A 13,581-nucleotide genomic window follows, 5' to 3' on the forward strand; every position below is an offset into this window, starting at 1 on the left:
TCCATGATTCCCGAACTCGGCCACCTGGCCCTGATCCTCGCCCTGTGCATGGCCGCCGTGCAGGCGACCCTGCCGCTGATCGGCGCCTGGCGCGGTGATCGCCAGTGGATGAGCCTGGCCCAGCCCGCCGCCTGGGGGCAGTTCGCCTTCCTGGCGTTCGCCTTCGGCTGCCTCACCTACGCCTTCATGGTCGACGACTTCTCCGTCTCCTACGTCGCCAGCAACTCCAACAGCGCGCTGCCCTGGTACTACAAGTTCAGCGCCGTGTGGGGGGCCCACGAAGGCTCGCTGCTGCTCTGGGCGCTGATCCTCGGCGGCTGGACCTTCGCCGTGTCGGTGTTCTCCCGGCAGTTGCCCGAGGTGATGCTGGCCCGCGTGCTCGCGGTGATGGGCATGATCAGCATCGGCTTCCTGTCGTTCCTGATCATCACCTCCAACCCCTTCAACCGCCTGCTGCCGAACATGCCGGCCGACGGCAACGACCTCAACCCGCTGCTGCAGGACTTCGGCCTGATCGTCCACCCGCCGATGCTCTACATGGGCTACGTGGGCTTCTCGGTCGCCTTCGCCTTCGCCATCGCCGCACTGCTCGGCGGCCGCCTCGACGCCGCCTGGGCTCGCTGGTCGCGTCCGTGGACCATCATCGCCTGGGCCTTCCTCAGCGTCGGTATCGTGCTCGGCTCCTGGTGGGCCTACTACGAGCTCGGCTGGGGCGGCTGGTGGTTCTGGGACCCGGTGGAAAACGCCTCCTTCATGCCCTGGCTGGTGGGCACCGCACTGATCCATTCCCTGGCGGTGACCGAGAAGCGCGGCGTGTTCAAGAGCTGGACGGTGCTGCTGGCCATCGCCGCCTTCTCCCTCAGCCTGCTGGGCACCTTCCTGGTCCGTTCCGGCGTGCTGACCTCCGTGCACGCCTTCGCCTCGGACCCGGAGCGCGGCGTGTTCATCCTGATCTTCCTGCTGATGGTGGTGGGCGGCTCGCTGGCCCTGTTCGCCGTCCGCGCGCCGGTGGTCAAGAGCCAGGTGGGCTTCGCCCTGTGGTCCCGCGAGACCCTGCTGCTGGTGAACAACCTGGTGCTGGTGGTGGCCGCTTCGATGATCCTCCTCGGCACCCTCTACCCCCTGGTGCTGGACGCGATCTCCGGCGCCAAGCTGTCGGTGGGGCCGCCGTACTTCAACGCCCTGTTCGTGCCGCTGATGGCGCTGCTGATGGTGGTCATGGCGGTCGGCGTGCTGGTGCGCTGGAAGGACACCCCGATGAAGTGGCTGCTGGGCATGCTCGGCCCGGTGCTGATCGGCAGCCTGGTACTCGGCCTGCTCGGCGCGTTCGTCTATGGCGACTTCCACTGGGCGGTGCTGGCGGTGTTCGCCCTGGCCGCCTGGGTGGTATTGGCCGGTGTGCGCGATCTGCTCGACAAGACCCGCCACAAGGGCCTGATCAAGGGCGCCCGCAGCCTGACCCGCAGCTACTGGGGCATGCAACTGGCCCACGCCGGCATCGCCGTGTGCGCCCTGGGCGTGGTGCTTTCCAGCCAGTACAGCGCCGAGCGCGACCTGCGCCTGGCCCCGGGCGAGTCCGTCGAGCTGGGGGGCTATCGCTTCGTGTTCGAGGGCGCCGCCCACCACGAGGGCCCCAACTTCACCTCCGACAAGGGCACCGTGCGCGTGCTCGACGGCGACCGCGAAATTTCCGTGTTGCACCCGGAGAAGCGCCTGTACACCGTGCAGCAATCGGTGATGACCGAGGCGGGCATCGACGCCGGCCTGACCCGCGACCTCTACGTGGCCCTGGGCGAACCCCTGGGGGATGGCGCCTGGGCCGTGCGCGTGCACGTCAAGCCCTTCGTCCGCTGGATCTGGCTCGGCGGCCTGCTGATGGGCCTGGGCGGCGTGCTGGCAGCGTTCGACCCGCGCTACCGGGTCAAGGTGAAGACCCGCGTGCGTGACGCGCTGGGCATGGCTGGAGCGCAAGCATGAAGCGCCTGATCCTGTTGCTGCCCCTGGTGATCTTCCTGGGCGTGGCGGTGTTCCTCTATCGCGGTCTGTTCCTCGACCCCGCCGAGCTGCCGTCGGCGCTGATCGGCAAGCCCTTCCCGGCGTTCTCGCTGCAGTCCGTGGACGGCTCGCGCAACCTCAGCGAGGCCGACCTCAAGGGCAAGCCGGCACTGGTCAACGTCTGGGGCACCTGGTGCATCTCCTGCCGGGTCGAGCACCCGGTGCTGAACAAGCTCTCGCAGATGGGCGTGGTGATCCACGGCGTCAACTACAAGGACGACAACGCTGCGGCGCTGAAATGGCTGAAGGAGTTCCACAACCCCTACCAGCTGGACATCCGCGACGAGCAGGGCAGCCTCGGGCTGGACCTGGGCGTCTATGGCGCCCCCGAGACCTTCCTGATCGACAAGGACGGCATCATCCGCCACAAGTTCGTCGGCGTGATCGACGAAGTCGTCTGGCGCGAGCAACTGGCGCCGCTGTACCAGGCCCTGGTCGACGAGGCCGGCCAATGAAGCGCCTGCTCGCCACCCTGGCCCTTGGCCTCGCCCTCACCGGCGTGGCCCGCGCGGCCATCGACACCTACGAGTTCAAGGACGAGGCCGAGCGCGAGCGTTTCCGCGTGCTCACCGAGGAACTGCGCTGCCCCAAGTGCCAGAACCAGAACATCGCCGACTCCAATGCGCCCATCGCCACCGACCTGCGCCGCGAGATCTTCCGCATGCTGGAAGAGGGCAAGGGCGACGACGAGATCGTCGACTACCTGGTCGCCCGCTACGGCGACTTCGTGCGCTACAAGCCGCCGGTCAACGGCCGCACCCTGCTGCTCTGGTACGGCCCGGCGGGCCTGCTGGTGGGCGGCCTGCTGGTGCTCGGGGTGATCGTGCTGCGCCGCCGCCGCGTCGAGAACGCCCCCGGCGACGCACTGCTTTCCAGCGATGAGCGCGCCCGCCTGGATGCGCTGCTCAATCAAGAGACTCAGGACAAGAACCACTGATGATCGATTTCTGGCTTGCCGCCGGCCTGCTCCTGCTGGTCGCCCTCGCATTCCTGCTGATCCCCGTGCTGCGTGGCCGCAAGGCCCAGGCCGAAGAGGATCGCACCGCACTCAACGTCGCCCTGTACCAGGAGCGCCTGGCCGAGCTCCAGGGCCAGCGCACAGCCGGCACCCTCACCGAGGAGCAGCTCGAGGCCGGCCGTGCCGAAGCCGCGCGTGAGCTGCTGGCCGACACCGAGGGTGCCGACACCGGCCGCAGCTCGCGCCTCGGCAAGGCCCTGCCGCTCGCTGTCGCGCTGGCCGTGCCGCTGCTGGGCATCGGCCTGTACCTGCATTGGGGCGCCAGCGACAAGGTCGAGCTGGCCCGCGAGATGCGCGAGCAGCCGCGCACCATCGAGGAGATGACCGCGCGCCTGGAAAAGGTCGTGCAGGCGCAGCCGGATTCCGCCGAAGGCTGGTATTTCCTCGGCCGTACCTACATGGCCCAGGAGCGTGCCGGCGATGCCGCCAAGGCCTACGAGCGCGCCGTGCAGGTCGCCGGTCGCCAGCCCGAGCTACTGGGGCAATGGGCCCAGGCGTTGTATTTCGCCAGCCAGAAGCGCTTCACCCCCGAGGTGCAGGCGCTGACCGAAGAGGCCTTGAAGGCCGATGCCAATGAAGTCACCAGCCTTGGCCTGCTGGGTATCGCCGGCTTCGAGGAGGGCCGTTTCAAGGACGCCATCGGCTACTGGGAACGCCTGATCGCGGTGTTGCCGCAGGACGACCCGTCCCGCGGTGCCCTGCAGGGCGGTATCGAGCGTGCCCGCGAGAAGCTCGCCGAGAGCGGTGAAACGCTGCCGGAGCGCGATACCCTCACCAAGTCCATGCCGCAGCTGAAGGTCCGTGTCGACCTGGCCTCCGCGCTCAAGGACAAGGTGCAGCCGGGGGATGCGGTGTTCATCTTCGCCCGCGCTGCCGAAGGCCCGCCCATGCCGCTGGCCGTCAAGCGCCTGACGGTGAAGGACCTGCCGGCCGAGGTGGTGCTCAGCGACGCCGATGCGATGATGCCGCAGCTGAAGATTTCCAACTTCGCCCAGGTGCAGCTGGTGGCGCGCATCTCCCGCGAGGGCAATGCCAAGGCAGGCGAATGGATCGGACGCAGCCCGGCGTTGTCTAGTGCTGTGCAGGAGCAGCAGCGCCTGACCATCGACAGCCCGGACCAGCCCTGATCCACCGACCGACGAGCACGCAGCCATGAATTCGACCCTTCGATTTTCCCTTGCCTGCCTGCTCCTCGGCCTTGCCGGCTGCTCCCTGCAGCCGCCGGCTCCCGAGCACGGCGGCGGGCCCGCTGCACCGCGACAGCTGCCGCCGCCCGGCCAGCAGAACCGCCCGCCGGTGACGCCGTCCCAGCCGCTGCCGCCCAAGGTCACGCGGATGAAGAGCCACCCGCGCTACGCGCCGCCGCCCGGCGCTGCCTGCTACTGGGACACGGCGCTCGGGGTCTATGTGCTCGAAGGCGAGCAGGACCTCTACTACCGCGAGCGCACCTACTACCACTGGGACCAGGGCTGGCACTGGTCCAACAGCCCCAGCGGCCCCTGGCAGGCCACCGATTCCAGCGGCGTGCCCGCCGGTCTCGGGCGTCGCCACCCCTGAGCCCGGCCGCGCGTCCTGACGCGCGTCCTGACGCGCGGTCATGCCGTTCCGACCACCGTCACCGCGGCGCGTGGACAGCCTGGCAGCCCTTGTGTACTGTGCTGGCGTTCTGCCATTTGGAGCACAAGGATGTTCGCTCGCATCGCCCTGGCCTTTCTGTCCATGCTCATCGCCCAGCCGGTTCTCGCCCAGGTCTACCAGTGGCGCGACGAACAGGGGAAGATGCATTTCACCGATACCCCGCCACCGGAAAGCCGCAATGTCACCGAGCAGAAGCTGCAGGTGAACACCATCCAGGGCCTGGACGACTCCGAGCTCCAGCGCACCTCTTCGCGCAGCACCCTGTTCGAGGACGACGAGGAAAACCTGAACCCCGGGCAACTGCACCAGAAGGGCATGGTGCAATGTGCCGCCGCCATCCGCCGCATGCCGTCGCTGATCACCGAGACGCAGAAGATCGGTCGCGAGGCCGTGCGCCAGAAGCGCGCTACCCAGGCGCAGCTGGATGACGCCATGTACAAGATGGACACGGCCTACAAGGAGATGAAGCGCAACGAGAAGGCCTGCGCGAGCGACTACGCCAAGGGCGGCACGGCGCGCCTGGCGGTCAACTGCCTTGCCGATACCGATGACGTGATGAGCTTCGGCCTGTGCATGAAGTTCGGCGAATGGGCCAGCACCTTCGGGCAGTGAGGCCGGCGACTCCGGCCTGATCCACAAACAAGAACGGCGACCCCAGGGTCGCCGTTTTCGTGTCTGCCGCCCGGCTTACTGGCCGGTGTAGACCTGGTCGAAGACGCCGCCGTCGTTGAAATGGGTCTTCTGCACGTCACGCCAGTCGCCGAAGGTCTTCTCCACGGAGAGGAATTCGACCTTGGGGAAGCGGTCGGCGAACTTGGCGAGGATCGCCGGGTTGCGCGGGCGCAGGTAGTTGTTGGCGGCGATGGTCTGGCCCTCGTCGCTCCACAGGTACTTCAGGTACGCCTCGGCGGCCTCGCGGGTGCCTTTCTTGTCGACCACCTTGTCGACCACGGCCACCGGCGGCTCGGCTTCGGCGGAGACGCTCGGGTAGACCACTTCGAAGCCGCCACGACCGAATTCGCGGGCGATCATCTCGGCTTCGTTCTCGAAGGTCACCAGGACGTCGCCGATCTGGTTCTGGATGAAGGTGGTGGTGGCGGCGCGGCCACCGGTATCGAGCACCGGCGCCTGCTTGAACAGCTTGCCGACGAACTCCTTGGCCTTGTTGTCGTCACCGCCGTTCTTCAGCACGTAGCCCCAGGCGGAGAGGTAGGTGTAGCGACCGTTGCCGGAGGTCTTGGGGTTGGGCACCACCACCTGGACGCCGTCCTTGAGCAGGTCCGGCCAGTCCTTCAGCCCCTTGGGGTTGCCCTTGCGCACGATGAACACGGTGGCGGAGGTGAACGGGGCGCTGTTGTTCGGCAGGCGCTCGGCCCAGTTCTGCGGCACCAGGCCGCCGTTGTCGGCCAGGGCGTTGATGTCGGTGGCCTGGTTCATGGTGATGACGTCGGCGGGCAGGCCGTCGATCACGGCACGGGCCTGCTTGCTGGAGCCGCCGTGGGACATCTGCAGGGTGATGTTCTCGCCTTTCTCCTGCTGCCAGTGCTTCTGGAAGGCGGCGTTGTAGTCCTTGTAGAAGTCGCGCATCACGTCATAGGAGACGTTGAGCAGGGTGGGGGCGGCCTGGGCCGCGCTGGCCAGGGCCAGGCCCGCTGCCAGCAGCGAAGCGGAGAACAGACGTTTCACGGATCGTTCCTTCTAGGGGGTGAGGGCAAGGGAATATAGCGGTGTGCCATATATTCTTTTAAATACTGAAAACGAATTTGCTTATTCTCAGGCCAAGGCCTTCAGGGCGCCAAGCAGATTCTCGCGCGCCGGCTGCTCCCAGCGTTGCGCGAGCGGGGTCTTGTGGTAGAGGCGGGGCATGTCCAGCAACTGCTTCAGCAGCTTGCTGCGCCCAGCTCGGAACAGCGGTTCCGGCACCCATTCGTATTCGGCGCGCACGGCCTTTTCGTAGGCGTCGTAGACCTCCCTCGGGGCTGCCAGGATCGACAGGTCCAGGTCCACCACCAGCTCGGCGTCACCGGCACGCGGCGGTTCCATGTGGCGGGTGGCGAGGATCAGCCCGCGCAGCGCCTCGCCGTGCTCGCCAAGCCCGGCCTGGAGCAGCCAGGCGACCGTCTGCTCGGCGCTGGCTGCCTCGTTGTCCTGGCGCTGCGGGTCGTACACCAGGTCGTGGGTCCAGAGCGCCAGTTCGACCCGGTCGGGGTGGTCCGCCAGGTGGCTCCATTCGTCGAAGTGGCCCAGGCAGGCGCTGATGTGTGCGGTGCTGTGGTACTGGCGCTGGGGCGCACCGTAGGCCTCGCGCAGCTGATCGAAGCTGCCTTCGGGCGCGGGCGCGCCCAGGCGCAGCCAGAGGGCGTCCCAGCGTGCCTGATCAAGTTGTTTCATGTTCGCCTCCTCGCGGGAAAAGCGGGTTGCCGCAGCGGCTGTAGAAGCTCGCGGCGGATTCGTGGCCGCGCTTGCGGCAGGTGGCGCACTCCTTGTCCAGTTGCCCCTCCTGGCGCATGGCGTTGGCCAGCTCGGCGCTGAAGATACCGGTGGGCACGGCGATGATCGAGTAGCCGGTGATCATCACCAGGCTGGCCACTGCCTGGCCCAGTGCCGTCTTCGGGGTGATGTCGCCGAAGCCGACGGTGGTCAGGGTCACCACCGCCCAGTAGATGCTGGTGGGAATGCTGGTGAAACCGTTCTCCGGACCTTCGATCACGTACATCAATGCACCGAACACCACCACCAACGTGGAGACGCTGAGCAGGAACACCGCGATCTTCTGCTGGCTGCCGCGTAGCGCGCTGAGCAGGAAGTTCGCCTGCACCAGGTAGTGGCGCAGCTTGAAGATGCGGAACACCCGCACCAGGCGCAGGGCGCGGACGATCAACAGGTACTGGGCATCCGGATAGAGGAGTGCGACCACCCCGGGGATGATCGCCATCAGGTCCACCAGGCCGAAGAAGCTGAAGGCGTAGCGCAGCGGCTTCGGCGCGCTGTAAAGGCGCAGCAGGTATTCCGCGATGAACAGCGCGGTGATCGCCCATTCGAGCCCCGACAGCAGGCCGGCGTGGCGGCGGTGGATGTGCTCGACGCTGTCCAGCAGCACGACGGCCAGGCTGGCCAGGATCAGCCAGATGAGCCAGGTGTCGAAGCGCCGCCCGGCCGGGGTGTCGGCCTGGAAGATGATGCTGTACAGACGCTCGCGCCTGCTGTGTGGCTCGGCCATGGAGTCCTCCTCAGGAGACGAACCTTAGCAGAGCCGCCCTTTCAGTGGCGCAGGCGGGTGGGGCGCGGCCGCGTGCCGTTCTGGCGCAGCAGGCGGCCGCCGGCAATCACCAGCCAGCACGCGAGGATGAATGGCGCGGTCATGGCGGGCAGGCCGAAGGTGGCGAAGCCGGGTTGCAGCAGCACGCCGAGGGTGACGCCGATGATGACCACCGGCAGGCTGGCCAGGCGCTTGCCCAGGGCGATGCCGATCAGCACGCCGTTGAGGCTGAACAGGCCGGCCAGCAGTGTGTCGGTGGGCAGTTTCAGGCAGAGGCCCAGTGCCAGCGCCAGGGCGCTGCCGAATGACGCCCAGAGCGCTACCCGCCAGGAGGACAGGAGCAGGGCGAGGAGCACGCAGGCCCCGGCCAGCGGGTCGGCGAGGAAGATCACCTGGCCGAAGCCACGCAGCAGGGCGAGGAACAGGCCGGTGGTGTCGGCATCGAGAATGGCCGCCGGCGGGGTTGGCAGGGCAGTCAGCTGCAGTCCATGGGCCAGCCACAGCAGCACCCAGCCGAAGCCGACGAAGGGGCTGGTGAAGGCGGGCAGCCACTGGCGTTCCCGCGCGTTGCGCAACAGGCGGTGCAGCAGCAGGGTGGAAAGGCCGGCGCAACAGACGATCAGCAGTGGCAGGTGCAGCGTCCATTCGAAGCGCGAACCCAGCAACATGCCCAGCAGCACGCCGTTGTAGCCGTAGAGGCCGGCTTCCACGTCCTCGCGCGGGTAGCCCCGGCGCAGGGCGGTGAGCCAGCTGGCGAAACCGCCGAGCAGGGCACCGCCGAGCAACTGTGGCGCGCCGACGAGGATGGCGCAGAGCAGCAGGACGCCGCAGCCGGGGTGGCGCTGCAGGAAGATCTGGCTGAAACCGTTGAGCTGGGCACTGGCCCAGGAACGGGCATCGCAAGGCAGAGGAAGGTGTCGCATGGTGTGGCCGGTTGAAAGGGAAAAGGCGCCCGTCCCTGGGACGCGGCGCCTGCGGACGGCATTCGACCTGCCGGAGCAGGGCGGCCCGGTGCGTCTGCGCGCGCCGTGGCCGCGGATGGATCAGTCCAGATGGGCGATGCGCAGCATGTTGGTGGAGCCGGGCTGGCCGAGGGGCACGCCGGCGGTGATCACCAGGGTGTCGCCGCTGCGGGCCATGCCCTGGGCACGGGCGATCTCCAGCGCGGTGCCTGTGACGTCCTCGACCTTGTCCAGGCGCTGGTTGACCACCGAGTAGACGCCCCAGGCCACGGTCAGGCGGCGGGCGGTCTCCAGGCTCGGGGTGAGGCTGAGGATCGGCGCCTTGGGGCGTTCGCGGGAGGCGCGCAGGCTGGAGCTGCCGGACTCGGTGTAGTTCACCAGGGTCGCCACCGGGAGGATGCTGCTGATGCGGCGGATGGCGCAGCTGATGGCATCCGATGCGGTGGCTTCGGCCTGCGGGCGGCTGACGTCGAGCTGGGACTGGAAGTCCGGCCCCTGTTCCACCTGGCGGATGATCTTGCTCATCATCTGCACGGTTTCCAGCGGGTAGTCACCGGAGGCGGTCTCGGCCGAGAGCATCACGGCGTCGGTGCCTTCGGCCACGGCATTGGCGACGTCGGTCACCTCGGCGCGGGTCGGCGCCGGGGAGAAACGCATGGATTCCAGCATCTGGGTGGCGACCACCACCGGGCGGCCGAGCTGGCGGCAGGTGCGGATGATGTCCTTCTGGATGCGCGGCACGTTCTCGGCCGGCACTTCGACGCCCAGGTCGCCACGGGCGACCATGATGGCGTCGCACAGGCGGGCGATCTCTTCCAGGTGTTGCACGGCCGACGGCTTCTCGATCTTGGCCATCAGGGCGGCGCGGCCCTGGATCAGGCCCCGGGCCTCGACTATGTCCTCGGGGCGCTGGACGAAGGAGAGGGCGACCCAGTCGACGCCCAGCTCCAGGCCGAAATCGAGGTCGCGGCGGTCCTTGGCGGTCAGCGGGGACAGCTGCAGCACGGCCTCGGGGACATTGACGCCCTTGCGGTCGGACAGCTCGCCACCGGCGATCACCCGGGTGTCGATGGCATCGGCGTGCTTGGCGGTCACCTGCAGGCGCAGGCGGCCGTCGTCCAGCAGCAGGTTCATGCCCGGCTGCAGGGCTTCGATGATCTCGGGGTGGGGCAGGTTGACCCGGCTGGCATCGCCCGGGCTCGCGTTCAGGTCCAGGCGCAGGGCCTGGCCACGCTCCAGGTGGACCTTGCCCTCGGCGAAGCGCCCGACCCGCAGCTTGGGCCCCTGCAGGTCCATGAGGATGCCGATCGGGCGGGCCAGCTGGCGCTCGACCTCGCGCACCCACTGGTAGCGCTGGGCATGGTCGGCATGTTCGCCGTGGCTGAAGTTGAGGCGGAACAGGTTGACCCCGGCCTCCACCAGTTGACGGATGTCGTCGACGCCCTTGATGGCCGGGCCGAGGGTGGCGAGGATTTTGACTTTCTTGTCGGAGGTCATTGTGCGGGGCTCTCGAGAATCAGGATGGCGCGGAAGTCGTTGACGTTGGTACGGGTCGGCTCGGTGACGATCAGGCTGTCGAGGGCGGCGAAGTAGCCGTAGCCGTTGTTGTTGTCGAGCTCGTCGCTGGCGGACAACCCGAGCGCCGCGGCGCGGGCGTGGCTGGTCGGGGTCATGATGGCGCCGGCGTTGTCCTCGGAACCGTCGATGCCGTCGGTGTCGCCGGCCAGGGCGTAGACGCCGGGCAGGCCCTTGAGGGTGTGGGTCAGGCTCAGCAGGAACTCGGCGTTGCGCCCGCCACGGCCCTTGCCGCGCACGGTGACGGTGGTCTCGCCGCCGGAAAGGATCACGCAGGGCGGCTTGATCGGCTGGCCATGGAGGACGATCTGCCGGGCGATGCCGGCGTGGACCTTGGCCACCTCGCGGGACTCGCCTTCCAGATCGCCCAGTATCAGCGGGGTGAAGCCGGCGGCGCGGGCCTTCTCGGCGGCGGCATCGAGGGATTGCTGGGGCGTGGCGATCAATTGGAAGTGGCTGCGCGAGAGCACCGGGTCACCGGGCTTCACGGTCTCCGAGCGCGGGTCCTGCAGCCAGGCGCGGACGTTGGCCGGCACTTCGATCTGGTAGCGCGCGAGGATCGCCAGGGCCTCCGCCGAGGTGGTCGGATCGGCGACGGTGGGGCCGGAGGCGATGACCGTGGCTTCGTCACCGGGCACGTCGGAGATGGCATAGGTGTAGACGCTGGCCGGCCAGCAGGCCTTGGCCAGGCGACCGCCCTTGATCGCCGAGAGGTGTTTGCGCACGCAGTTCATCTCGGAGATGGCGGCGCCGGATTTCAGCAGGGCCTTGTTGATCGCCTGCTTGTCCTTGAGGCTGATGCCTTCGGCGGGCAGGGCCAGCAGCGAGGAGCCGCCGCCGGAGAGGAGGAAGATCACCCGGTCGCTCTCGCTCAGGCCGCTCACCAGCTCCAGCACGCGCTGGGCGGTCTCCAGGCCGGCGGCATCCGGTACCGGGTGCGCGGCTTCGACCACTTCGATGCGGCGGCAGTTGGCGCCGTGCCCGTAGCGGGTCACCACCAGGCCGGAAATCTCACCCTGCCATTCCTGCTCGATCACCTCGGCCATGGCGGCGGCGGCCTTGCCGGCTCCGATGACGATGAGACGGCCGCTGCGGTCGGCGGGCAGGTGGTCGGCCAGTACCTGGCGGGGGTGGGCGGCGTCGATGGCGGTGGCGAAGAGGTCGCGCAGCAGGCTTTGCGGATCGAATGACATGACAGACTCCGGAGGGGCGCTGGATTCTCGTTGCGGTGGGGCTTGGAGGCCGATTGCAGTCCCGAGCCGCCGCTCGCAGCGACTCGGGACTGGAATCGACCCACCTGGCCATTGGGCCGTGACTCCGCCGGCCAGGAAGGTCGAAAGGGGGCCGGGCGGGTGCCCGGCGAAAGCGGCTTACTCTTTGCGGATGGAGAAGTTGGCCATGTGCTCCAGGCCTTTCACCAGTGCGGAGTGGTCCCAGTTGCTGCCACCGATGGCGGCGCAGGTGCTGAAGACCTGCTGGGCGTTGGCGGTGTTGGGCAGGTTCAGGCCCAGCTCGCGGGCGCCGGACAGGGCCAGGTTGAGGTCCTTCTGGTGCAGGCTGATGCGGAAGCCCGGGTCGAAGGTGCCCTTGATCATGCGCTCGCCATGCACTTCGAGGATCTTCGAACCGGCGAAGCCGCCCATCAACGCTTCGCGCACCTTGGCCGGGTCGGCGCCGTTCTTGGCGGCGAACAGCAGGGCTTCGGCGACGGCCTGGATGTTCAGGGCGACGATGATCTGGTTGGCGACCTTGGCGGTCTGGCCATCACCGTTGCCACCCACGCGGGTGATGTTCTTGCCCATGGCCTGGAACAGCGGCAGGGCGCGTTCGAAGGCGTTCGGGCAGCCACCGACCATGATGCTCAGGGTCGCGGCCTTGGCGCCGACTTCACCGCCGGATACCGGGGCGTCCAGGTAGGAGGCGCCGGTGGCCTTGACCTTCTCGGCGAAGACCTTGGTGGCGGAGGGCGAGATGGAGCTCATGTCGATCACCACCTTGCCGGCGCCGACGCCTTCGACCACGCCGTCCTTGCGGAACAGCACGTCGTCGACCTGGGGGGTGTCCGGGACCATGATGATGATGAACTCGGCTTCCTGGGCCACTTCGCGCGGGTTGGCCAGGGCGATGCCGTTGTCACCGACCAGGTCGGCGGGCGCCTTGTCGAAGTGCTCGGAGAAGAACAGGGTGTGGCCGGCTTTCTGCAGGTTCTGAGCCATGGGCTTGCCCATGATGCCGGTGCCGATGAATCCGATCTTGGCCATGTGGATTACCTCTTTCTTAGATGGCGTTATGGGTTTTCAGCCAGCCAAGGCCGGCGGCGGTGGTGGTGGCGGGCTTGTACTCGCAGCCGACCCAGCCCTGGTAGCCGATGCGGTCCAGGTGCTCGAAGAGGAAGCGGTAGTTGATCTCGCCGGTGCCCGGCTCGTTGCGGCCGGGGTTGTCGGCCAGCTGCACGTGGTTGATCACGGCGAGGTTGCCTTCCACGGTGCGGGCCAGGTCACCTTCCATGATCTGCATGTGGTAGATGTCGTACTGCAGGAACAGGTTGGCGCTGCCGACCTTCTCGCGAATGGCCAGGGCTTGTTTGGTGGTGTTCAGGTAGAAGCCCGGGATGTCGCGGGTGTTGATCATTTCCATGACCAGGCGGATGCCTGCGGCTTGCAGCTTCTCGGCGGCGTACTTCAGGTTGTCGACGAAGGTATTCTCGACGGTGGCGCAGTCCGGGCCCTGGGGGCGGATGCCGGCCAGGCAGTTGACCTGCTGGTTGCCGAGCACCTTGGCGTAGGCGATGGCCTTGTCCACGCCGGCGCGGAATTCCTCGACGCGGTCCGGGTGGCAGGCGATGCCGCGCTCACCCTTGCCCCAGTCGCCGGCGGGCAGGTTGAACAGCACCTGTTCCAGCTTGTTGGCGTCCAGGCGGGCCTTGATCTCCTCGGCCGGGAAGTCATAGGGGAATAGGTACTCGACACCGGTGAAACCGGCTTCGGCAGCGGCGGCGAAACGGTCCAGGAAGTCCACTTCGGTGAACAGCATGGACAGGTTGGCGGCAAAACGGGGCATGAAGATTCTCCTCG

The 13,581-nt window shown here is 67.8% G+C and carries 14 protein-coding genes; 6 read left to right on the forward strand and 8 right to left on the reverse strand.

Annotated elements, in window-relative coordinates:
• Window positions 1–3: 3 nt before the first annotated feature.
• The 6 genes from ACYJSS_RS25860 (at window position 4) to ACYJSS_RS25885 (ending at window position 5,323) form a co-directional block, all read left to right on the forward strand.
• Window positions 4–1,977: a heme lyase CcmF/NrfE family subunit gene (locus ACYJSS_RS25860; protein ID WP_111260858.1), complete on the forward strand. Its 1,974-nt coding sequence runs from the start codon at window positions 4–6 to the stop codon at window positions 1,975–1,977.
• On the forward strand, window positions 1,974–2,510 hold the full coding sequence (locus ACYJSS_RS25865; protein WP_111260857.1) for a DsbE family thiol:disulfide interchange protein: 537 nt from the start codon (window positions 1,974–1,976) through the stop codon (window positions 2,508–2,510). The genes ACYJSS_RS25860 and ACYJSS_RS25865 overlap by 4 nt, the downstream gene beginning before the upstream one ends.
• Entirely contained in the window at window positions 2,507–2,992 is a 486-nt protein-coding gene (locus tag ACYJSS_RS25870; RefSeq protein WP_111260856.1) for a cytochrome c-type biogenesis protein, read from the forward strand. The genes ACYJSS_RS25865 and ACYJSS_RS25870 overlap by 4 nt, the downstream gene beginning before the upstream one ends.
• Window positions 2,992–4,200, forward strand: a complete 1,209-nt coding sequence (ccmI, locus tag ACYJSS_RS25875; RefSeq protein ID WP_111260855.1) for a c-type cytochrome biogenesis protein CcmI — start codon at window positions 2,992–2,994, stop codon at window positions 4,198–4,200. The genes ACYJSS_RS25870 and ccmI overlap by 1 nt, the downstream gene beginning before the upstream one ends.
• A 25-nt stretch (window positions 4,201–4,225) precedes the next feature.
• Window positions 4,226–4,630, forward strand: a complete 405-nt coding sequence (locus ACYJSS_RS25880; protein WP_236205883.1) for a hypothetical protein — start codon at window positions 4,226–4,228, stop codon at window positions 4,628–4,630.
• 129 nt (window positions 4,631–4,759) lie between these two features.
• Window positions 4,760–5,323 (forward strand): DUF4124 domain-containing protein, encoded by a 564-nt coding sequence (locus tag ACYJSS_RS25885; RefSeq protein ID WP_236205884.1) that lies wholly within the window; start codon window positions 4,760–4,762, stop codon window positions 5,321–5,323.
• A gap of 75 nt (window positions 5,324–5,398) precedes the next feature.
• Here the strand turns inward: ACYJSS_RS25885 and ACYJSS_RS25890 are convergent, their stop codons facing one another.
• The 8 genes from ACYJSS_RS25890 to hyi all read right to left on the reverse strand — a co-directional run bounded on the left by ACYJSS_RS25890 (window position 5,399) and on the right by hyi (window position 13,567).
• Window positions 5,399–6,397, reverse strand: a complete 999-nt coding sequence (locus tag ACYJSS_RS25890; RefSeq protein ID WP_236205885.1) for a sulfate ABC transporter substrate-binding protein — start codon at window positions 6,395–6,397, stop codon at window positions 5,399–5,401.
• Window positions 6,398–6,484: 87 nt separating this feature from the next.
• Window positions 6,485–7,102, reverse strand: a complete 618-nt coding sequence (locus ACYJSS_RS25895; RefSeq protein ID WP_111260851.1) for an HD domain-containing protein — start codon at window positions 7,100–7,102, stop codon at window positions 6,485–6,487.
• Window positions 7,089–7,931 (reverse strand): ion transporter, encoded by an 843-nt coding sequence (locus tag ACYJSS_RS25900; RefSeq protein ID WP_236205886.1) that lies wholly within the window; start codon window positions 7,929–7,931, stop codon window positions 7,089–7,091. The genes ACYJSS_RS25895 and ACYJSS_RS25900 overlap by 14 nt, the downstream gene beginning before the upstream one ends.
• Before the next feature lie 41 nt (window positions 7,932–7,972).
• Entirely contained in the window at window positions 7,973–8,893 is a 921-nt protein-coding gene (locus ACYJSS_RS25905) for an urea transporter (protein ID WP_111260849.1), read from the reverse strand.
• A 120-nt stretch (window positions 8,894–9,013) separates the two neighbouring features.
• Window positions 9,014–10,429 (reverse strand): pyruvate kinase, encoded by a 1,416-nt coding sequence (pyk, locus tag ACYJSS_RS25910; RefSeq protein WP_236205887.1) that lies wholly within the window; start codon window positions 10,427–10,429, stop codon window positions 9,014–9,016.
• On the reverse strand, window positions 10,426–11,700 hold the full coding sequence (locus ACYJSS_RS25915) for a glycerate kinase type-2 family protein (RefSeq protein WP_111260847.1): 1,275 nt from the start codon (window positions 11,698–11,700) through the stop codon (window positions 10,426–10,428). Before ACYJSS_RS25915 ends, pyk begins: the two co-directional genes overlap by 4 nt.
• A 177-nt stretch (window positions 11,701–11,877) precedes the next feature.
• Window positions 11,878–12,768 carry a 2-hydroxy-3-oxopropionate reductase gene (locus tag ACYJSS_RS25920; RefSeq protein ID WP_236205888.1) on the reverse strand — a complete coding sequence of 297 codons (891 nt, stop codon included), beginning with the start codon at window positions 12,766–12,768 and terminating at the stop codon, window positions 11,878–11,880.
• A gap of 16 nt (window positions 12,769–12,784) precedes the next feature.
• Window positions 12,785–13,567, reverse strand: coding sequence for a hydroxypyruvate isomerase (gene hyi / locus ACYJSS_RS25925; protein WP_236205889.1), 783 nt, complete (start codon window positions 13,565–13,567; stop codon window positions 12,785–12,787).
• Between the last annotated feature and the right edge of the window lie 14 nt (window positions 13,568–13,581).

The sequence above is a fragment of the Pseudomonas sp. No.21 genome (assembly GCF_054558415.1).